Below are 20,678 nucleotides of genomic sequence, written 5' to 3'. Positions count from 1 at the left end.
ATGACCACCACGGCCATCGACCGCGGGCTTGACGCCGAGCTGGCCGAAGACCTCGCGGCCACCGCGTTCACACTCGCCAGGCGATTCGCCGCGGGCGCCACCATGTGGTCCATCGCGCCATCGTGGGAACCGCACGCCCTGCACATCGCGGTCGAATTCGTGCACCCGGTGATCATGGGCAAACGGGCCCTGCCCGCGGTGGCGCTGACCGGACCGGACCTGGTGGATCTGGTGCGCGTGTCCGTGCGGCCCGGGGACATCGTGATCGCGGTCTCCGGAGCCGACGACGCGCAGGTCCGCTCGGTGATGCGGCGCGCCCCCGCATGGGGCGCCACCACGATCTGGATCGGCAGCGGCGAGCGCCGCCCGGAGGGGGGCTTCAAAGCTAGCGCAGCCGATCACGTGCTGTGGCTGGACGACCCCGATCCGCGCGTGCCCGCGACCGGTGGCTTTGTGCTGTTCTACCACCTGCTGTGGGAGCTGACCCACGTGTGTTTCGAGCACCCGGGCCTGCTCAAACCCGAGCCCTCGGAGCCGGTTTGCGTCACCTGCAGCGACGAGGGGCGCCCGGGTGAGGCGGTGACGGCGTCGGCCGACGGGCACGCCGCGGTGCGCACCGCCCGGGGCATCGAGAACGTGGTGACCACACTCATAGACCCCGTCGCCGCCGGGGACCTGATGCTGGTGCACGCCGGCACGGCGATCGGCCGACTGGACCAGGAAGAAGGCGAATGACCAACGCCGACGAGCCCACGAACTTCCTGTACCCCTTCATCGATGCCCAGGAGGACGATGCAAGGTCGCTGCTGGCCGACCTGGCCGCGTCGGCGCAGGCGAAGGCGGCCGAAAGTCTGGCGCTGCGGCGCTCGACGCTGGAGGCCAACGCCGCGCTGCTCGGTCAGGCCGCCGCGGAACTCGCGCGGCGTTTCGCGGCGGGCGGGCGCATGTTCGCCTTCGGAAACGGCGGAAGTTGCACCGATTCCACCACCCTGGCAAGGCTGTTCGCCCGGCCGCCGGTCGGCAAGCCGTTGCCCGCCTGGCCGTTGACCGCCGATCAGGCGATCCTGACGGCGTTGGGCAACGACGTTGGATTCGAGTTGGTGTTCGCCCGGCAGTTGATCGCCCGCGCCACGGCCGGCGACATCGCGATCGCCATGTCGACCAGTGGCGGTTCGCCCAACTTGCTCGCCGCGCTCGCGGAGGCGCGCCAACGTGGTTTGTACACCATCGGATTCGCCGGCTACGACGGCGGCGCGTTCGCCAACAACCCGAACGTGGACGCCTGCTTCGTCGTTCGTTCGCAAAGCGTGCACCGGATCCAGGAAGCGCAAGCGTTGCTCGGCTATCAGCTGTGGCTGAGCGTGCATCGACAGCTCGGCGGTGAACAGGGCTTGGGGGCGGCATGAATAACCCAGCGGCTGAATACCTTTCGTCGGGGCCGCGGTTCGCCGAGGCCGAGGTGATCGAACGGATCGAGTCGTTCCGGCGGCGCCGGCCCCGCCTGCTCGACGACCACGTGACGCTGGCGCACGGCGCGGGCGGCAAGGCCTCGGCGGCGCTGGTGGACGCGGTGTTCGTGGAGGCGTTTCGCAACCCGCTGCTGGAGTCACTCGGTGACAGCGCGGTCCTGACCCTGCCCGGCGGCGAACGCCTGGCGATGTCCACGGATTCATTCGTGGTGCAGCCCAGGCGCTTTCCGGGCGGCTCGATCGGCGCGCTCGCGGTGCACGGCACCTGCAACGACCTCGCCATGGCCGGCGCCGTGCCGTCGTGGATCTCGGCGGCGTTCGTGCTCGAGGAGGGTTTTCCCATCGGCGAACTGAAAGACATCGTCGCCGATATGGCGGCGGCGGCCACCGCGGCGGGTGTGCGGATCGTCACCGGCGACACCAAGGTGGTGCCCAGGGGCGCCGCCGACGGCATGTTCATCACCACCGCCGGGGCGGGTGCCATTCCCGCGGGACGCGCGCTGTCCGCGGCGTCGGTGCGGCCCGGCGACAAGGTGCTGCTCTCCGGGTCGATGGGCGACCACGGCATGGCGGTCATGCTCGCGCGCGGCGACCTGGCCATCGAGGCCGACATTCAGTCCGACACCGCGTGCCTCAGCCCGCTGGTGGAGCTGTTGATGGCGGCCGCGCCGTCGACCCGCTGGCTGCGCGATGCGACGAGGGGCGGGGTGGGCACCGTCTGCAACGAACTGGCCCAGGCCTGTGGTCTGGGGGTGTTGCTCGAAGAGGAGCGACTCCCCGTGGCGCCCATGGTGAACGGCGCGTGCGAACTGCTGGGCATCGACCCGTTGTACGTCGCCAACGAGGGCAAGTTCGTCGCCGTCGTCGCGCCGGAGGAAGCGCGGGCCGGGCTGGACGCGCTGCGGTCGCATCCGTTGGGCGCCGATGCGGCCGAGGTCGGCGAGATCGTCACCGAGCCAGCCGAAAGCGTGGTGCTGTGTACCGGCTTCGGCGGCACCCGAATCGTCGACATGCTCGTCGGGGACCCGCTGCCGAGGATCTGCTGAGGCGTGGCGATCGCAAGCGCGGCGAAGCCGGGCGTTGGGGGTCGCCACTAGAAAGGAGGGAAAGCTCATGTGCCTTGGGATTCCGGGCCGGATCGTCGAGATCACCGATCCCGCAAACTATTTGGCCAAGGTCGACGTCAGCGGGGTGCAGCGCACCATCAGCGTGCGGCTGTTGGAAGACGACATGCCCGGGCCCGACGACTGGGTGCTGGTCCACGTCGGGTTCGCGATGGCCAAGATCGACGAGACCGAGGCGTTGCTCACCCTGGCCGCCATCAAGAAGCTCGGCGAGGCTTACACCACGGAGATGGAAGCCTTCGACTCGTCGGCCATCGTATGACTGGGAGTGGCAATGAAATTCGTTGACGAATTCCGCGATCCGGCCGCCGCCCGCAAGCTGCTGGGCGCCATCGAACGCCTCGCCGGAACCGGCGATGACCGGTTCAAGTTCATGGAGGTGTGCGGCGGGCACACACACACGATCTACCGGCACGGCATCGAGCACCTGCTGCCCGACAACGTCGAACTGGTGCACGGCCCCGGCTGCCCCGTCTGCGTGATCCCGATGGGCCGCATCGATGACGCCATGTGGCTGGCCGGCCGGCCCGACGTGATCTTCACCTGCTTCGGCGACATGATGCGGGTGCCCGGATCGAACGGCAGCCTGCTGGACGCCAAGGCGCGCGGCGCCGACGTTCGGTTCGTCTACTCCCCGCTGGATGCGCTGAAGATCGCGGTCGACAACCCCGACAAGCAGGTGGTGTTCTTCGCCATCGGTTTCGAGACCACCGCCCCGTCTACGGCGGTGACGCTGGTGCGGGCGCGCGATCTGGGCCTGAGAAATTTCAGCGTGTTCTGCAACCACGTGATGATCGTGCCCCCGATCAAGGCCATCCTGGAGTCACCGGACCTGCGGCTGTCGGGCTTCATCGGCCCCGGGCACGTGTCGACCGTGGTCGGCAACCGGCCCTACCGGTTCGTGCCCGAGGTGTACCGAAAGCCGTTGGTGGTGGCCGGCTTTGAGCCGCTGGACATCCTGGCGGCGGTCGCGATGCTGCTGACCCAGATCCGCGAGGGCCGCTGCGAGGTGGAGAACCAATACACGCGCGTGGTGCCCGAGCGGGGCAACCCGACCGCATTGGCGTTGATGGGCAGAGTTTTTGCGCTGCGTCCCCACTTCGAGTGGCGCGGCCTGGGCTTCATCTCCCAAAGCGCGCTGCGGCTGCACGACGATTTCGCCGAATTCGACGCCGAACTGCGGTTCGCGATGCCGGGCGTGCGGGTCGCCGACCCCAAGGCGTGCCAGTGCGGCGAGGTGCTCAAGGGTGTGCTCAAGCCCTGGGAATGCAAGGTTTTCGGCACCGCGTGCACCCCGGAGACCCCGATCGGCACGTGCATGGTGTCCCCCGAAGGGGCCTGCGCGGCCTACTACAACTTCGGCCGCATGCACAGGGACGCGGTCAAGCTGGTGGGGCGCGCTTGACCGGTGACACCAGCGGCCCGGACATGTTCGCGCGCTACGCCTACGCACCGAACGCGCTGGGTTATTGCGGTCCCCCGCTCGGGGCCACCTTGCGCGACGGTTCGGTCGACGAGGTGCGGCGGGCGGCGGCGAAATTCTCCGGGGCCTGGCCGTACCTGCGGGTGCTGTCGACGCTGACCGGCATCGCCGACCCGCTGGATCATCGGCTCGTCGAGTCGTACTGGCTGGGCGGCGGCGTCGGTGCCGCCCTGGACCCCCGGGACTTCTTGGACGCGTTGCTCGCGATCATCGGCCCGCAGGCGGGCCGCTACTGGGCGCACCTGACACCGCAGCTCGCCCACGAGGCCGCCGCCAACCATTGCTTCCACGTGTTCGGCGTCTACCCGTGGACGCGGTTTCTCGGCCGGGGTATGGACGAACATCCACTGACCGTCCTCGACAACTGCCGCATCACCTGGGGAACCGTGCTTACCCGCGACCAAGACCGGATCGAGGTGCTGTGCCGGAAACTGGTGCTCGACGGTGACGCGCTGACGCTGTCCGAACCGTCGTCCCGGGGGTTCGGGGTCTGGGCCGACGGGTACAGCGCAGTGCCCGATGTGGCCGCCGGCGACCGGGTCGCCCTGCACTGGGGGCGGCTGTGCGGCCGGCTGTCGCCGCGGCAGGTCCGCGCCCTCGCCGAGGCAACCGAGCGGCAACTGCGCGTGACGAGCCGCCGGCTGGCGCACGTCCAGCGGTGATCGCGAGCGCGGCCGCGCCGGGCGGAGTCCCCCCAGGTCGCCGCCATCGCGGGTCGCCCCGTGCCAGACTGGCCCCGTGCCCGGTTCCCTGTGCGACGTGCTGCCCGCCGCCGGCGCACTCCTCGGCGCACCGGGTGCCGTCGACAAGCTGGGTTTGGCCGAGTGCGTCGGCGGAGCCGATCGGATCGATCGCGTCGCCGTCGTCCTGGTGGACGGACTGGGCTGGCACCTGCTTGGCGAGCTGGCCGGCAGCGCGCCGCTGCTGGCCTCGGTGCTTGCCGGCCAGACCGGGTGTCTCACAGAGCTCACCTGCACCTTCCCGTCGACCACCCCGACCAGCCTGGTCTCTCTGGGCACCGGGGCGCAGCCGGGCGAGCACGGGATTCTGGGCTTCACGCTCAACGTGCCCGGCACCGACCGGGTGATCAATCACATCCTGTGGCGCGACGACCCACCGCACACCGAGTGGCAGCCGCTGCCGACCTGGTTCGGGCGGCTCAACGAAGCCGGCGTCAGCGCGCGTGCCGTGTTGCCCGCCGCGTTCATGGGTAGTGGGCTGACCGAGGCGGCGTACCGGGGCGCCGAATTCCGCCCGATCCAGCGGACCGACGACAACGCGCAGACGGTGGCCGAGGAGCTGCGGGCGGCGCCGGGCCTGGTCTACGGCTACACCGCCGCCCTGGACACCGCGGCCCATGCGTTCGGGGTCGGATCGTCCCAGTGGCACGAAGCGGCGGTCCAGGTTGATCTGCTGCTGGCCGGGCTGGTCGACACGCTGCCGCCGACCGCGGCACTGGTGGTGACCGCCGACCACGGCGGTTTCAACGTTCCACCCGGCGCGCGGGTCGACCTCGACACCGACCCGCGGTTGGCCGCCGGGGTCCGTGTGGTCGCCGGCGAGCCGCGGGTGCGCTACCTGCACACCGAACCCGGCGCCGCGGCGGACGTGCGGGCGGCGTGGGCCGAGATACTCGGGGGCAGGGCGGACGTCTACAGCCGGGAGCAGGCGGTGGCCACCGGGATGTTCGGGCCGGTCGCCCCAGCGCACCTGCCGCGAATCGGTGACGTCGTCGCCGTTTGCACCGGCGATTCCGCCCTGCTGGCAACCGCGCACGAGCCGCCGGAAACGGCCCGCCTCATCGGGTTTCACGGCGCGGCGACGCCCGCCGAAATGGCCATCCCGCTCATCGTTTTCCAATCCCCTGCCGCCGCCCACTAGTCACCCCGGCGAGACGATCACAGCCGAAATCGGCTACCTTTAAGCATTTTCATAGGACCGTCGCCGGGCCGCCGCTCGCCCGCGCTGTTACCGTGGCCTCATTGTGGGTTACCGGGGTGCGGGCAGATCTGCGCGATGGCCACGACGCCAGTCGGCTCTGGCCGTGTTTGCTGCGCTGTCCCTTTTCGCTGCTGCTTTTGGATTCTGGGCGGTGCAGGTTGGGACGGCAGCCGGTGCGCCGCAACCGGCGGCGGCCGGGCCGCTGCAATTGCGGGACGGCTCGGCACCGCACAGCCATTCCGACTTCGGCTCCACCCTGAACGATGACAAGGCGTTCAAGAGCGCGGGATTGAAGCGCGATCGGCCGACGACTTTTTGGCTGTCCGTGCCGCGGTCGTCGTGGACGCCGTCGTCACTCGCCTCGGTTATTGGAGCGCAGCGGCCCATCGACGCCTGCACGCCGCGGGCTCCCTCGACTGTCGTTACCGGTCAAGACCTTTTGACCAAGCTCTGCGTGTCTCGTCGCTGAGCGGCGCATCGACCCACTCGTAGCCATCTCTGGCCCCGGTACCGCGCGCCGGCCGGAAGCCGACCGCGTCAGCCGAAGCGCCCGCGTTCGCGAATTCCCGCTCGCACCGACCATGAATGTCGGTCGCCACCCAAACCAAGGAAGTCATGTTTGCAGCCAACCCCGCCCTGCGCGCCGGTGCTACCGCGCACCGCCCCACCGCGACAGGGGGCAGATAGCCATGGATTTCGGGACCCTTCCCCCGGAGATCAACACCGCACGAATGTATTCGGGCCCCGGCGCCGGATCGCTGGTGACCGCCGCCGCGACATGGCGGAGGCTGGCCGCCCACCTCCACGACACCGCGACCAAGTGCCTCATTTCCGCGGGGCTGGTGGACGGATTGCGCGGCCCCGACGCGGCGCCGATGGGCGACACGATGGCACCGTATGTGGGGTGGCTGCAGGCCACCGCCGCAATGGCCGAGCAAACCGCCGCCCGCGCCGGCGCCGCCGCCGAGGCTTATGAGCGGGCGCTGGCCGCGACCGTTCCACCGCCGACCCTGGTCGCCAACCGGTTATTGCGGCAGGCGTTGGCCGCGACGAACGGGCTGCGGCAAAACACCCCGGCCATTGCGGCCACGGAGGGCCAGTACGACCAGATGTGGGCGCAGAACGCCGCCACCATGTACGCCTACGCCGACGCCTGTGCGGCGGCCTCGACCATGACGCCATTCACGTCCCCGCACGCCGCTGCGGGCGGGGACGAGGTGATATCGGCTGGCGCCGAGCTGGTTTCGATGCTGCCCGCTGCGCTGCAGGGGCTGTCCTCGGGGTCATCCTGGCGGTTCCGTGCGGCCGCGCTGTCGATGTCGTCATCGCTGTCGAAGCTGAGTTCTCTGCGCACCGGGTTCGCGAGGCAGGCCAGCGTCCCGATCGCCGTGGCCATCGGCGCCGCGGCGGCGAACGCGGGCAGAGCCGGCCGCGCCGCAGTGACGGCGGACCTCGGGCGCGGCAGCGCCATCGGGGGGTTGTCGGTGCCGCAGGCGTGGTCGTCCGCGGCGAAGCCGAAACCCGTGGGCACCGTGTTCCCCAGCGCCGCCGCCGCGACCGGGCGAAGGGCTAGCGGGCAGCTGCATCCCGGCGCCTCGTAGGGCGGGTTAGTGCGAACGCACACCGGACTTTGATCGTTTTCACAGCTCGCACGCCTTGCCGGCCAAGCCTGCTGTTGTAAATTCGGGCCACTGTGACAGTCGGAGCCACCCGCGGAGTTCGACGATGGCGGACAGCCATCGCGATCGTTGCGGCGCTCGGCCTGTTCTGCGCGGTCACCGCAGGCTGGGCGTCGCGCGGGGCCGCGGTCGCCGGGGTCGGGTGGCCGCAGCCGGCGGCCCTGTCCCAGCAGACCGTGCATGCATCGGGCCCTTCATCCGGCTCCTCGCCGACGCATCGCATAACCACCAAGAATGCGTGGATGACGCGGGATCGTCCGCCAACGTGGCCCCGCTCGTCGCCGCCGTCGGTGGGGTCACCCCTACCGATTTCGTTTGCTGCCACGGCATTTCGGCTAGCACGCGCATCGTCCCGTCCGCCCGGGATGGTTCCACCCGGCCGGGATCTGTTGACGCGGCTCTGCGTCGCCCGCTGCTGACGGCCCCCGCGGCGGCCGCCGTCGTTGCACTGCCGCACTCGAAAGTAGGCCTGTAACCCCCATGCCTACGTCCCAACACAAGGGTCCATGTTCCCGCGAGGGATCGAACCGAGCTCATACCGCCGTCGTTAGGCAGATAGCAATGAATTTCACCACGCTCCCACCGGAAGTCATTTCCGGTCAACTCCATGGCGGCCCCGGCTCGGGGTCGATGGCCGACGCCGCGGCGGCCTGGACCCGCCTGGCCACTCGCCTGCACACCGCGGTCGCGGACTACCGGGCGGTGAGCGCCAAGCTCGCGCAAGGCGTTGCCCCCTACGTCGATTGGCTCGAGGCGACCGCGCTGCGCGCCGAGCGGGCGGCCAGCCAGGCGGCCGCGGCGGCGGGCGCGCACCAAGCGGCGCTGGCGGCGACGGTGCCGCCGCCGGTCCTCGAGGCAAACCGTGCGCGGCGCCAGTCGCTGGTCTTGGGCGACCCCTTGGGACGGGGCGGCCCGGCCATCGCCGACATCGAGGCGGACTACGAACGGATGTGGGCGCAGGACGCCGCGGCCATGTACGCCTACGCCAGGGCCTCGGCCGACGCCGCGGCCGTCACGCCGTTCACCTTGCCGCCCAGCGGCCCGAACCAAGGCTCGCGGGCGCTGCAGTCGGCGGCTGAAGTGGTGTCGGCCGGCCGGCAGTTGATCTCGGCAGCCCCCGGGGCGCTGCGGGCGCTGTCTGTGTCCCCCCTGGTCACGTTCGACGTTTCCCTGGCCTCGGTGACCTGCCCGCTGTCGAAACTGAGCTCTCTGACGGCGCCGTCGGATGTCGCGATCGCCCACCTGAACTCGCTCAACAAGGCGGCGGCGCTGCGGTGCCTGCTGCCCAACCAGCGTGGTGTCCGGGCCGCGGCCATCAGCGTGAGGGTCGGTCGCGCAACGCCGGTCGGGGCGTTGTCGGTGCCACGCACCTGGACGGCGGCCGCGACGCCGATGGCGGTCTGTCGCGGAACCGTCGCGTGACGCGCGTCAGCTTGCGCGCCCGGCGTACGACCGCGCGGCGTCGACGATCGCAGCGAAGAGGCGCAAGTCGTCCAGGGATTGTTCCGGATGCCATTGCACCGCAAGCACAAAGCTGTCCCCGGGCAGCTCCACCGCCTCGATCACGCCGTCGGGGTCCCTGGCGCTGACCACCAGGCCCTCACCGATTTCGTCGATCGCCTGGTGGTGATAGCACGGCGCGGTGGTGGACTCCCCGACCAGCGCGGCCAGCCGGCTACCCGCGACGGTGCGCACCGGCAACCTGGTGAACACGCCATTGCCCGCGCGATGCCCGTCGTGCCCGAGGACGTCGGGCAGGTGCTGGTGCAGGGTCCCGCCGAGCGCCACGTTGAGCACCTGCGCGCCGCGGCAGATGCCCAGCACCGGCAGGCCCCGGTCCAGCGCGCCGCGGAGCAACGCGAACTCCCAGGCGTCGCGGGCGGAGCGCGGCGAATCGCTGCTCGGGTGCGGTTGCTGGCCATACGCGGCGGGGTCCACGTCGTAGCCGCCGGTGATCACCAGCGCGTGCAGGTTGTCGAGGATAGAGCCGACCGTCTCCGGTTCCGCCGGTTGCGGCGGGAGCAGCACCGCGGCACCCCCGGCCAGCACGACCCCCTGGAAGTAATCGGCTGGCAGATAACCCGCGGGCATGTCGAAGATCCCGGCCTGCACCCGCTCCAGGTAGGAGGTCAGGCCCACCACCGGGCGCCCAGAGGCGTTCACCACCGCGCATCCTTTCCCGATCGATGATCGCCACCGACTCCCCTCCCCGCTCGACACGCTACCGCCTCGCCACGATCCCTGCCGCCCGCGGCGAACCGCTTGTGCGAGTTGGGGTTCGGTGTGCCAGTCGGCGACTACCAGGTACTGGTGCGCAACACGATCTCGGCGGCCAACTGTGCCGTCGACTCCTGCACCGTGCGCCTGCCCAGGTGCACCACGCGGTATTCGGCGTAGACATGCTGCTGGCTGGCGCGGGCCACCGCACGCGCCGCCGGGGAGCTCACCAGGACCGTGGTGCCGATCTCCACCGGGGGGCAGTGTTCGTCGTGAACCACGCCGTCGCGGTCGGCCACCCGCGGGTGCCCGCGGTCGATCACCACCAGGCCCACGAACCGGCCCAGCTTGGTCGCCGCCAGTTCCCAGGCCAATTCGCCGCCCGCACGGTCGCCCACCACCACGGCCCACCCGATTCCCAGTGCGTCGAGGATGCCGATCACCGACTTCGGCGTCAGGCGCGGCTCGAGCCCGATGACGACCGTCCGAAGCGACGCGGTGTGCAGACGCTCGCAGACCGCGTCGTACGCGGCGGGAACTCGGTCTTCGTCCCCCAGGATCACGACCACCACGCCCTGCTCCGGACCAGCCACGGCTACCGGGACGGGGAAACCGTCCAGCGTGGTCATCATCGAGGGCATTGATGCACGCTACCGCCAATCGGCCTGCGCGCGCGACGATTTTCTCGAATTGTACGCGCGCCCAACGGGTTTTGCGTCACCGTCAATTCGACCCGCACGCCGACGCGGCCCGGCGAATCCCCTAGGGCCGCAACCGACTTGCGATGCGCGGCCGGCGCGGCGGCGGACCGTCGAGCAGGCCCAGAACCGCGTCGACGTCGAGATGGGAAGCCAGCAGGTCGGCGATCGTGTCCAGCTGCGCGTCGCGTCGCGCGGAGACGTCGGTGTCGGCGACGACGAACCCGTCGCGGCCGGCCGCGGCCGCAACGCGGATGAGCCATGCGCGGCGGAAGTCGTCGTTGTCGAGCAGGCCGTGCCAGTGGGTGCCGAAGACCGCGCCGCGGACCAGACCGTCGCGCCCACCCTGCGCGCCGAACCAGCTCTCCTCGGCGCACCGCGCCACCCGGCCGTGGTGGATTTCGTATCCGGCGAGCGGCGGCGGCCAGCGGCGCAGAATTTTGGGCTCGCCGAAGACGATGTCGGCGTCCAGCAGCCCCAGCCCGGCGACTTCGCCGCACCCGGATTCCACCCTGTCGTCGATGCGCCGGCACAGCATCTGAAAGCCGCCGCAGATACCCAGCACCGGCTTGCCGGCTGCGGCGTGCCCGGTGATCGCCTCGGCCAGGCCGTGATCGCGCAACCAGGACAGGTCGGCGACGGTGGCCCTGCTCCCGGGAATGACAATCAGGTCCGTGTCAGCCAGGTCGGCGGGGTCGGTGACCCAGCGCACCAGAACGCCGGGCTCACACGCCAGCGCCTCGACATCGGTGGAGTTGGAGATCCGGGGCAGGCGGATCGCGGCCACCCGCAGCCACTCGTCGCCGCGCGGCGGCGCCGGGGTGCCGACGACGCGGTGCGCCACCACCGACAGCGAGTCCTCCGCGTCGAGCCAGAGCTCGTCGGCGTAGGGCAGCACCCCGTAGGTCGGACGGCCGGTCATCGCCTGCAGTTGCCGCAGTCCGGGTTCCAGCAGGGCGGGGTCGCCGCGGAACTTGTTGACCACGAAGCCGGCGATCAGCGCCTGGTCGTCGGGCTCGAGCACCGCGACCGTCCCGAACAGATGGGCGAGCAGCCCGCCGCGGTCGATGTCACCCACCACGATCACGGGTAGGTTCGCGGCCCTGGCCAATCCCATGTTCGCCAAATCCGTGGCACGCAAATTGATTTCGGCGGGCGAGCCAGCCCCCTCACAGATGACGGCATCGAATTCGCCACGCAAGCAAGACAATTCGTCTGCAACGATGGCCGCGAGGCGGTCGCGGTGCCGCACATAGCTTGCCGCCGTGACCGAATCGGCGACCTGCCCCCGGATCACCAGTTGCGAGGCCCGGTCGCTGCCCGGCTTGAGCAGGATCGGGTTGAACCGGACGCTGGGCTCCAACCCCGCCGCCCGCGCCTGCAGCGCCTGGGCCCGGCCGATTTCGCCGCCTTCGACGGTGACCACGGAATTGTTGGACATGTTCTGCGCCTTGAACGGCGCCACCCGAACCCCGCGGCTCGCCAACAACCGGCACAAGCCCGCGACCACCACCGACTTCCCGGCGTCGGAACTGGTGCCGGCGACCAGCAGCGCCCCGCTCACCGATTCACGGCGAGCAGACGCAAAAGCGTCCCAATTTGGGGTCCAAATGTGAGCTTTTGCGTCTGCTCGCCTCCGAGCGTCACGGCAGCGTGAGGATCTCGACGCCGGTGTCGGTCACCAGCAGGGTGTGCTCGAACTGCGCGGTCCACTTGCGGTCCTTGGTGACCACGGTCCAGCCGTCGTCCCAGATCTCGTAGTCCAGGCCGCCGAGGTTGACCATCGGTTCGATGGTGAACGTCATCCCCGGCTGCATGATGGTCGTGACCGAGGGCTGGTCGTAGTGCAGCACGACCAGGCCGTTGTGGAACGTGGTGCCGATGCCGTGACCGGTGAAGTCGCGAACCACGTTGTAGCCGAACCGGTTCGCGTACGCCTCGATCACGCGGCCGACGACCGACAGCGCCCGCCCCGGCTTGACGGCGTTGATCGCGCGCATCGTCGCCTCTCGGGTCCGCTCGACGAGCAGCCGGTGCTCTTGCGCGACGTCGCCGGCCAGGAACGTCGCGTTGGTGTCGCCGTGCACCCCGTCGATGTAGGCGGTGACGTCGATGTTGACGATGTCGCCGTCTTCGATCACCGTCGAGTCCGGGATGCCGTGGCAGATGACCTCGTTGAGCGACGTGCAGCACGACTTCGGGTAGCCCTTGTAGCCCAGGGTCGACGGGTAGGCACCGTGGTCGACCATGTACTCGTGGGCGATCCGGTCCAGTTCGTCGGTCGTCACCCCGGGCGCCACCGCTTTGCCCGCCTCGGCCAGCGCGCCGGCCGCGATCCGGCCGGCGACCCGCATCTTCTCGATCACCTCCGGTGTCTGCACCCACGGCTCGCTGCCCTCGCGCACGCTCGCCTTCCAGGCGTATTCCGGACGGGGGATGCGCGCGGGCACCGGCAGAGTCGGGGACAACTCTCCGGGGGAAAGCGCGGTGCGAGCAGGCATGGCGACCAGCTTAATCAGCCGGCTCGATCAGCCGAAGCGGCCGCGGATCAACGAGCGCCGCGGCCCCCGGATGATCACCGAGCCGCACACCACTCGTCCCGTCAGCACGACGTGCGGGCGCCCTTCGCCCGGCGCGGCCTTGCGGCGGTCGCGGGCGCTGCCCACGTAGACCTCCACGTCGTCGATCGACGCGCTGGCGCCGTCGGGCAATCGGATGTCCACCGAGCCGAACCGCATGTCGAGTTCGATGACCACGACCGGGCCCGCAAACCGGGCCTTGGTGAGGTCCAGTTCGATGGAGCCCAGCCGGCGGACCAGCGCCAGGCGGGTGGGCACCGTCCATTCCCCGTGGCGTTTGAGCGAGCCGGCCCAGCCACGCAGCTCGACCCGGTCAGCCGCGGACGTGACGATCGCGCCCGGGCCGGGCAGGTCGCCGACCAGCCCGTCCAGCTCTAACCGGGTGCGCGCGTAGGACACCTGCGACGAACGCTGCTCGAACTCGTCGATGTCGATCAGCCCGAGCGCGACGGCGTTGTGCAGTCGCCGCATCGTGCCGTTGCGGTCGGCGTCCGAGACCCGCAACGCCACCATCTCTTCCCCGGACTCGCTCACTCTCGCAATTTACCGCCGCCGCGGGCCGCGCGAGCGTCCGTGTTTGTACGGCGACACGCCGTTGCGGGCGGCATTCTGCGGACGCTCGGCCGACCGCGCCGGCGTCAGGCCAGGAAATCCGGCGGCAGCGACTCGAACATCACCTTGGTCATCCGAACCGCGTATTCCGAGCTGCCGCCGCCGACGATCAGCGAGGCGAACGCCAGGTCGCCGCGGTATCCGGCGAACCAGGAATGCGATCCGCCCGGGAACTCGGCCTCACCGGTTTTCCCGTAGACCGCGCCGCACCCGGCGATCTCCTTGGCGGTCCCATTGGTCACCACCAGCCGCATCATGGGCCGCAGCGCGTCCACCATCTTCGGGCTGATCGGCGTGGTGTCGCCCTGCACCGCGGTCGGCCGGCCCGCGATGAGCTGCGGTGTCGGGGTCTTGCCGGCGGCCACGGTCGCCGCCACCAGCGCCATGCCGAACGGACTCGCCAGCACCTTGCCCTGGCCGAAGCCGTCTTCGGTGCGCTCGGCGAGGTCCACCGTCGGCGGCACCGACCCGGTCACCGTGGTGATGCCGTCGACCTCATAGTCCAGCCCGATCCCGTACCGGGTGGCCGCCTGCGTCAGACCGCGGGGCGGCATCCTGCTGCTGAGCTCGGCGAAGGTGGTGTTGCAGGAGCTGGCGAACGCCCGCGACATCGGCACCACGCCGAGGTCGAAGCCACCGTAGTTGGGGATGGTGCGGTGCCCGATGTCGAGATGGCCCGGGCAGCCCAGCATCGTGTTGGGGGTGGCCATGTCGCGGTCGACGGCCGCGCCCGCGGTCACCATCTTGAACGTCGACCCCGGCGGGAACAGCCCGGTGGTGGCCAGCAGGCCGTCCGCGTCAGCACCCGCGTTCTGCGCGATCGCCAGGATCTCCCCGGTCGACGGCTTGATCACGACCATCATCGCCTTGCCGCCGCGGGTGTCCACCGCGCGCTGGGCGGCGTTTTGCACCACCCGGTCCAACGTGATCGAGATCGAGGGCGCCGGTGCGGCCGGCACCTCGTGCAGCACTTCGACCTCGACGCCGTTCTGGTTGACGCTGACCACCCGCCAGCCCGCCTCGCCGTCGAGGCGGTCGACCACGGCCTTCTTCACCTCGGACAGCACCGCCGACGCGAAATGCGGGTCCGTCGGCAGAATCTCGGGCTGGGGCGTGACCACCACGCCGGGCAGCCGGCCGATCGCCGGAAAGACCTTGTCGTTGTCGTCGGGATGCAGCGTCACCAGGTCCACCGGCTGAGTCGCCGAGCTGGCCTGTTCGGCGAGCAGCTGCGGATCGTTCAGCGCGCCGTCGAAGGGATGCAGGACGTCCACGACCGCGTGCGCCGTTCCGATCAGGGCCGATCCGGATCCGGCCTGGGTGGCGTCCAGCGTGTAGTGGTACAGGTAGCCCGGCACCAGCACGTCGCTGCCGCCGAGTTCGTTCACCGAGGCGCGCCGCGGCGCATCGGCCCGCAGCGCGAACGTCTGGTGCTCGCCCAGTTTGGGGTGCAGTCCGGTGGTGGTCCACCGGACCTCCCACCGCCCCTCGTCGCGCGCCATCTTCAGGTGGCCGTCATAGGTCCAGGTCCGGTTCTTGGGCAGGTGCCAGGTGAAGCGATAGCCGACCGTGCCGGTGTCCTCGGCGTACTTGGTGTTGAGGATCTGCGTGTCGAGGTGACTCGCCTGCAGCCCCGCCCACGCCGCGTTGAGCGCTTCGCGGGCCTCGTTGGGGTTGTCGCTGAGTTGGGCGGCCGTGGCGGTGTCGCCGATGGCCAGGGCGGCGAAGAACTTTTCGGCCGCCGGGCCGGGCCCGTCGGGCCGCGGCGTGCAGCCGGACATCGCGACGGCCGCGAGGAGTAATCCGGCCGCGCCGATTACCAATGGGGTTTTTGTGACCATTGGTACAGATGTTATGAAGCCTGGCTCTCCGCAACGGTGTCGACACACCGAGACGCGATCGTTACGCCCGCGCGCGTAACGCCACGGCGGAAAAGGCGGCCGAAAACCGCCGCCACGTTACGCCCGCGAACGTGCCGACCGACTTAGTCGAGCAACACCGTCGCGAAGGTGCCCACCTCGGCGAAGCCGACTCGGGCGTACGCCGCACGGGCCACCGTGTTGAAGCTGTTCACGTACAGGCTGGCGGTGCGCCCGCTCCCGACGATCACGGCGGCCACGGTCGCGGTGCCGGCGGTGCCCAGGCCCAGGCCCCGCCACTCCGGGTGCACCCAGACGCCCTGGATCTGGCCGACGCCCGGCGACTGCGAGCCGACCTCGGCCTTGAAGACGACCTGCCCGTGCTCGAAGCGGGCCCACGCGCGGCCTGCCGCGATGAGGCTGGCCACCCGTCGCCGGTAGCCCCGACCGCCGTCGCCGAGCCGGGGGTCGACGCCCACCTCGCCGATGAACATGTCCACGGCGGCCACCAGGTAAGCGTCCAGCTCGTCCGGCCGGACCTGCCGAACCCCTGTGTCGATGTCGCAGTTGGGGTGCCTCGACAGCGCCAGCAGCGGCTGATGATCGCGCACGTCACGGGCCGGCCCCCAGGCCGACTCGAGCCGCTCCCACATCCGCATGACCAGGTCGGCCCTGCCGACCAGTGAGGAACAGCGGCGCGTTCCGCTCATCGCCTCGTCGGCGAAGGCGTCCATGTCCCCCGGCGCGCCGCGCAGCGGGATCAGGTTCGCTCCGGCGAAGCACAGCGACTCCTCCGCGCCGCGCAGGGTCCACAGCTCCCCGCCGATGGAGTTCGGGTCGATGCCGTGGTCGGCCACCCGGGCCGCAACCATGCACGATCCGACCGGATCCTCGTCGAACACCCGCCAGACGGCGGCGGCGTCGCGCACCACCGACACTCGTCGCTCGCCGACAAGGCGGAACAGGGGCGGAGCCGACATCTGGCGAACTCTCTGTGCTGCGAACTATCGGACCGGCAAGAGGGAACCGGCCCCCATCAGCTTACGGTCACGATCGGCGAACCGCTGGATGTTGTGTCAGGACCGTGACCGGCCGCCATCTCCGCGGCGAGCCGCTGGGCCTCTTCGATCAGCGTCTCGACGATCTGGCTTTCCGGCACCGTCTTGATCACTTCGCCGCGAACGAAGATCTGCCCCTTGCCATTTCCCGACGCGACGCCCAGGTCGGCCTCGCGCGCCTCGCCCGGACCGTTCACCACGCAGCCCATCACCGCGACCCGCAGCGGGACGTCGAGGCCCTGCAGCCCGGCGGTGACCTCGTTGGCCAGGGTGTAGACGTCGACCTGCGCGCGACCGCAGGACGGGCACGACACGATCTCCAGCCCGCGCGGCCGCAGGTTCAGCGACTCGAGGATCTGGATGCCGACCTTGACCTCTTCGACCGGCGGCGCGGACAGCGACACCCGGATGGTGTCGCCGATCCCCCGCGACAGCAACGCGCCGAAGGCCACCGCGGACTTGATGGTGCCCTGGAAGGCCGGACCGGCCTCGGTGACGCCGAGGTGCAGCGGGTAGTCGCACTGGGCGGCCAGCTGCTCGTAGGCGGCGACCATCACGACGGGGTCGTTGTGCTTGACGCTGATCTTGATGTCGCCGAAGCCGTGTTCCTCGAACAGCGACGCCTCCCACAGCGCCGATTCGACCAGCGCCTCGGGGGTGGCCTTGCCGTGCTTCTCCAGGAACCGCTTGTCCAGCGAGCCGGCATTGACGCCGATGCGGATCGGGATGCCGGCGGCGGAAGCGGCCTTGGCGACCTCGCCGACCCGGCCGTCGAACTCCTTGATGTTGCCGGGGTTCACCCGCACCGCGGCGCATCCCGCGTCGATGGCGGCGAAGATGTACTTCGGCTGGAAGTGGATGTCGGCGATCACCGGGATCTGACTGTGCCGGGCGATCTCGGCCAGCGCGTCGGCGTCCTCCTGACGCGGGCACGCCACCCGGACGATGTCGCAGCCGGCGGCGGTCAGTTCCGCGATCTGCTGCAGCGTCGTGTTGACGTCATGGGTTTTGGTGGTGCACATCGACTGCACCGAAATCGGATACTCGCTGCCCACCCCGACGTCGCGGACCATGAGTTGGCGCGTCTTGCGCCGGGTGGCGAGCGTGGGCGCCGGAGCGTCCGGCATGCCCAGGCCAATGGTCACTGTTCTAATTCCTTCAACTATTGGAAGAGCCTGATCGGATTGACCAGATCAGCGGTCACGGTCAGCAACATGTACCCGACCACGAACACCAGCACCACGTAGGTGGCGGGCATCAGCTTGAGATAGTTCACCGGTGCGGCCGCGACCATGCCGCGCGCCGACCGGACGAGGTTGCGGACCTTCTCGAACACGGCGATGGCGATGTGGCCGCCGTCGAAGGGCAGCAGCGGCAGCAGGTTGATCGCGCCCAGGATCAGGTTCAGCTGGGCCAGGAAGAACCAGAACGCCACCCACAGCCCATGGTCGACGGTGTCGCCGCCGATGATGCTGGCGCCGACCACGCTCATCGGGGTCTGCGGGTCACGCTCGCCGCCGCCGATGGCGTGCATCAGCGCCCCCACCTTGGTCGGGATGGTGACCAGCGCCTTGCCCACCTCGCCGGTCAGGTCGCCGGCGAAGGCGAAGGTGGCCGGCACCGCGGAGAGCACCCCGTAGTGCGTCGGCGGCGTCTTGACGGCGCCGACGCCGATGGCGCCGACCGTCGCGGGTGCCGCCTGAGCGCCCTGCCCGCTGTCCCCGTTGGTCAGGAAGCGCTGGGTGGGCGTGACGTCGACGTACGTGGTGAGCGTGTCGCCGCCCCGCTCGACGACGACCGGAACGGTGCCGTGCATCTTGCGGATCGTGGCGGCCATGTCATCGAAGGTGGACACCGGGGTGTCGCCGACCCTGACCACGACGTCGCCGGCGCGGATTCCGGCCAACGCGGCCGGACCGGGACCGGTGCAGTCCGCGACCTTCCCTGGTGTCACTTCCGGTGCGACACAAGCGGTTTCGCCGATCACCGCCCTGGTCGGCGGGTGCAGGTTCGGCAACCCCCAGACCAAGGCGATGCCGTAGATCAGCACCAGGCAGATGACGAAGTTCATGGCCGGACCGGCGAACAGCACAGCGATCCGCTTCCAGGGGGCCTGTTTGTACATCGCGCGGTCGGTTTCGTCGGGAGCCAACTCCTCGACCGTGGTCATCCCGGCGATGTCGCAGAAGCCGCCCAGCGGGACGGCCTTGAGGCCGTACTCGGTTTCGCCCCGCCGCGTCGACCACAGCGTGGGCCCGAACCCGACGAAATAGCGACGGACCTTCATCCCGGTGGCGCGGGCGACCCACATGTGGCCGCACTCGTGCAAGGCCACCGAGATCAGGATGGCAAGGGCGAACAGCACAATGCCGATAACGAACATCATCTCCGCTGCAGGACCTTTCTCACACCATTCCGGAGGCGTTGACGGGGGCCTCGCCGGGCCGTGCGTGTCCGACGGCGCGCCGCGCCCGCTCCCGCGCCCAGCGCTGCGCGTCCAGTACCTCATCCACGTTAGCGGGTGAAACCGCCCATTGGTCTGCGGCGTGCAGCACGTCGGCAATGGTTTCGACGATCACGGGGAATCCCGCCCGGCCTTGGAGGAAGGCCTCCGCGGCTTCCTCATTGGCCGCGTTGTACACGGCAGGCAGGCAGCCGCCGGCCTGGCCGGCGTACCGGGCCAGCTCGACGGCGGGGAAAACCTCGCTGTCCAGCGGCTCGAATTCCCAGCTGGATGCGGTGCCGAAGTCGCAGGACGCCGCCACGCCGGGCACCCGGGCCGGCCAGCCCAGGGCCAACGAGATGGGCAACTTCATGTCGGGGGGGCTGGCCTGGGCCAGGGTCGAGCCGTCGACGAAGGTGACCATCGAATGAACAATCGACTGCGGGTGCACGACGACCTCGATGCGGTCGTACGGGATGCCGAACAGCAGGTGGGTTTCGATGAGTTCGAGACCCTTGTTGACCAGCGAGGCCGAGTTCAAGGTGTTCATCGGGCCCATCGACCAGGTCGGGTGGGCGCCGGCCTGTTCGGGGGTGACGCCCTCGAGCTGCGCGGCGGTCCAGCCGCGAAACGGCCCGCCGGAGGCGGTCAGCACCAGCTTGGCGACTTCCTCGGGGGCGCCGCCGCGCAGGCACTGGGCCAGCGCGGAGTGTTCGGAGTCGACGGGCACGATCTGGCCCGACCGCGCCGCCCGCAAGACCAGCGGACCGCCCGCGACCAGGGATTCCTTGTTGGCCAGCGCCAGCCGGGCACCCGATTCCAGCGCAGCCAGCGTCGGCCGCAGGCCCAGGGCGCCCACCAGCGCGTTGAGGACTACGTCGGCCTCAGTGTCTTCCACCAGGCGGGTCACCGCTTCGGGGCCGCGGTAGGGGACGTCGGCGATCTGCGCCGCGCGTTCGTCGGCGACGGCGATCTTGGTGACCCCGGTCTCGGCGCGCTGGCGCAGCAGGGTGTCCAGGTTCGCGCCCCCCGCGGCAAGGCCGACGACCTCGAAGCGGTCCGGGTGGGCCGCGATGACCTCCAGCGCCTGGGTGCCGATCGAGCCGGTGCTGCCCAGCACCAGCACACGCAGGCGGCCTTGGGGTGTCGCGGTTGTCACCCACTCATTGTGCCCCGCCGGGCGACGATTGCGATGGCCGCGGGACGTCGCCACGGGTATGCCAGAATCGCTGGGAGAAGCGAGGAAAGGGATTCACGTGGCCAGTACCGAGGTGGAACAGTTCACCGGCGTCGACACCGTCGAGGTGCCATCGGCGACGTGGGGTTGGAGCCGGATCAATCACCGCACCTGGCGCATCACCGGCCTGGGCATCATCGTGTTCCTGCTGGCCATGCTGCGCGGTAACCACGTCGGCCACATCGAGAACTGGTTCCTGATCGGGTTCGCCGCGTTGGCGCTCGTCGTCCTGGTCCGCGACCTATGGGGCCGCCGGCGCGGCTGGATCAGGTAGCCGTC

General features: G+C 70.0%; 21 protein-coding genes. 11 read left to right on the top strand and 10 right to left on the bottom strand.

Features of this window, described 5'->3' with window-relative positions; translation table 11 throughout:
* From KXD96_RS12125 to KXD96_RS12080, 10 genes are all read left to right on the top strand, one after another.
* Window positions 1–735 carry a HypC/HybG/HupF family hydrogenase formation chaperone gene (locus KXD96_RS12125; protein ID WP_260744779.1) on the top strand — a complete coding sequence of 245 codons (735 nt, stop codon included), beginning with the start codon at window positions 1–3 and terminating at the stop codon, window positions 733–735.
* A complete protein-coding gene (locus tag KXD96_RS12120) occupies window positions 732–1,406 on the top strand; it encodes an SIS domain-containing protein (RefSeq protein ID WP_260744778.1) in 675 nt (224 codons plus the stop codon). Before KXD96_RS12125 ends, KXD96_RS12120 begins: the two co-directional genes overlap by 4 nt.
* Window positions 1,403–2,515, top strand: a complete 1,113-nt coding sequence (gene hypE / locus KXD96_RS12115) for a hydrogenase expression/formation protein HypE (protein ID WP_260744777.1) — start codon at window positions 1,403–1,405, stop codon at window positions 2,513–2,515. Before KXD96_RS12120 ends, hypE begins: the two co-directional genes overlap by 4 nt.
* Before the next feature lie 67 nt (window positions 2,516–2,582).
* The gene (locus KXD96_RS12110; RefSeq protein ID WP_260744776.1) at window positions 2,583–2,855 is read left to right on the top strand and encodes a HypC/HybG/HupF family hydrogenase formation chaperone; all 273 of its coding nucleotides are present in this window, start codon (window positions 2,583–2,585) and stop codon (window positions 2,853–2,855) included.
* 12 nt (window positions 2,856–2,867) lie between these two features.
* Window positions 2,868–3,998: a hydrogenase formation protein HypD gene (hypD, locus tag KXD96_RS12105; RefSeq protein ID WP_260744775.1), complete on the top strand. Its 1,131-nt coding sequence runs from the start codon at window positions 2,868–2,870 to the stop codon at window positions 3,996–3,998.
* A gap of 23 nt (window positions 3,999–4,021) precedes the next feature.
* Window positions 4,022–4,738 carry a DUF6390 family protein gene (locus tag KXD96_RS12100; protein ID WP_260745342.1) on the top strand — a complete coding sequence of 239 codons (717 nt, stop codon included), beginning with the start codon at window positions 4,022–4,024 and terminating at the stop codon, window positions 4,736–4,738.
* Between the two features lie 76 nt (window positions 4,739–4,814).
* On the top strand, window positions 4,815–5,957 hold the full coding sequence (locus tag KXD96_RS12095; protein ID WP_260744774.1) for an alkaline phosphatase family protein: 1,143 nt from the start codon (window positions 4,815–4,817) through the stop codon (window positions 5,955–5,957).
* Window positions 5,958–6,120: 163 nt separating this feature from the next.
* Window positions 6,121–6,486, top strand: a complete 366-nt coding sequence (locus KXD96_RS12090; protein ID WP_260744773.1) for a hypothetical protein — start codon at window positions 6,121–6,123, stop codon at window positions 6,484–6,486.
* A gap of 220 nt (window positions 6,487–6,706) precedes the next feature.
* Window positions 6,707–7,618 carry a PPE family protein gene (locus KXD96_RS12085; protein WP_260744772.1) on the top strand — a complete coding sequence of 304 codons (912 nt, stop codon included), beginning with the start codon at window positions 6,707–6,709 and terminating at the stop codon, window positions 7,616–7,618.
* A 639-nt stretch (window positions 7,619–8,257) separates the two neighbouring features.
* Window positions 8,258–9,118 (top strand): PPE family protein, encoded by an 861-nt coding sequence (locus KXD96_RS12080; RefSeq protein WP_260744771.1) that lies wholly within the window; start codon window positions 8,258–8,260, stop codon window positions 9,116–9,118.
* A 6-nt stretch (window positions 9,119–9,124) separates the two neighbouring features.
* On the opposite strand, the gene KXD96_RS12075 is transcribed toward KXD96_RS12080, so the two are convergent.
* The 10 genes from KXD96_RS12075 to dxr form a co-directional block, all read right to left on the bottom strand.
* A complete protein-coding gene (locus tag KXD96_RS12075) occupies window positions 9,125–9,916 on the bottom strand; it encodes a gamma-glutamyl-gamma-aminobutyrate hydrolase family protein (protein WP_396878506.1) in 792 nt (263 codons plus the stop codon).
* Window positions 9,917–9,993: 77 nt separating this feature from the next.
* On the bottom strand, window positions 9,994–10,554 hold the full coding sequence (locus KXD96_RS12070) for an alpha/beta hydrolase (RefSeq protein ID WP_260744770.1): 561 nt from the start codon (window positions 10,552–10,554) through the stop codon (window positions 9,994–9,996).
* Between the two features lie 121 nt (window positions 10,555–10,675).
* Entirely contained in the window at window positions 10,676–12,175 is a 1,500-nt protein-coding gene (locus KXD96_RS12065; RefSeq protein ID WP_260744769.1) for a cobyric acid synthase, read from the bottom strand.
* Window positions 12,176–12,254: 79 nt separating this feature from the next.
* Entirely contained in the window at window positions 12,255–13,112 is an 858-nt protein-coding gene (gene map, locus KXD96_RS12060) for a type I methionyl aminopeptidase (protein ID WP_260744768.1), read from the bottom strand.
* A 27-nt stretch (window positions 13,113–13,139) separates the two neighbouring features.
* Window positions 13,140–13,703 (bottom strand): DUF1707 domain-containing protein, encoded by a 564-nt coding sequence (locus tag KXD96_RS12055; RefSeq protein WP_396878784.1) that lies wholly within the window; start codon window positions 13,701–13,703, stop codon window positions 13,140–13,142.
* Between the two features lie 125 nt (window positions 13,704–13,828).
* Window positions 13,829–15,643 carry a penicillin-binding transpeptidase domain-containing protein gene (locus KXD96_RS12050; RefSeq protein ID WP_260744766.1) on the bottom strand — a complete coding sequence of 605 codons (1,815 nt, stop codon included), beginning with the start codon at window positions 15,641–15,643 and terminating at the stop codon, window positions 13,829–13,831.
* 143 nt (window positions 15,644–15,786) lie between these two features.
* Window positions 15,787–16,641, bottom strand: coding sequence for a GNAT family N-acetyltransferase (locus KXD96_RS12045; protein ID WP_260744765.1), 855 nt, complete (start codon window positions 16,639–16,641; stop codon window positions 15,787–15,789).
* 56 nt (window positions 16,642–16,697) lie between these two features.
* The gene (gene ispG / locus KXD96_RS12040) at window positions 16,698–17,864 is read right to left on the bottom strand and encodes a flavodoxin-dependent (E)-4-hydroxy-3-methylbut-2-enyl-diphosphate synthase (RefSeq protein WP_260744764.1); all 1,167 of its coding nucleotides are present in this window, start codon (window positions 17,862–17,864) and stop codon (window positions 16,698–16,700) included.
* Between the two features lie 17 nt (window positions 17,865–17,881).
* On the bottom strand, window positions 17,882–19,105 hold the full coding sequence (locus tag KXD96_RS12035) for an RIP metalloprotease (protein ID WP_260744763.1): 1,224 nt from the start codon (window positions 19,103–19,105) through the stop codon (window positions 17,882–17,884).
* A gap of 19 nt (window positions 19,106–19,124) precedes the next feature.
* Entirely contained in the window at window positions 19,125–20,321 is a 1,197-nt protein-coding gene (gene dxr, locus KXD96_RS12030; RefSeq protein WP_260744762.1) for a 1-deoxy-D-xylulose-5-phosphate reductoisomerase, read from the bottom strand.
* A 97-nt stretch (window positions 20,322–20,418) separates the two neighbouring features.
* Between dxr and KXD96_RS12025 the strand changes: the two genes are divergently transcribed.
* Window positions 20,419–20,673, top strand: coding sequence for a DUF2631 domain-containing protein (locus KXD96_RS12025; protein WP_260744761.1), 255 nt, complete (start codon window positions 20,419–20,421; stop codon window positions 20,671–20,673).
* Window positions 20,674–20,678 lie beyond the last annotated feature (5 nt).

The sequence above is a fragment of the Mycobacterium sp. SMC-2 genome (genome assembly GCF_025263485.1).
Lineage (GTDB): Bacteria > Actinomycetota > Actinomycetes > Mycobacteriales > Mycobacteriaceae > Mycobacterium.
Note: the sequence above shows the minus strand (reverse complement) of the source record. Positions and strands in the feature narration are given on the sequence as shown.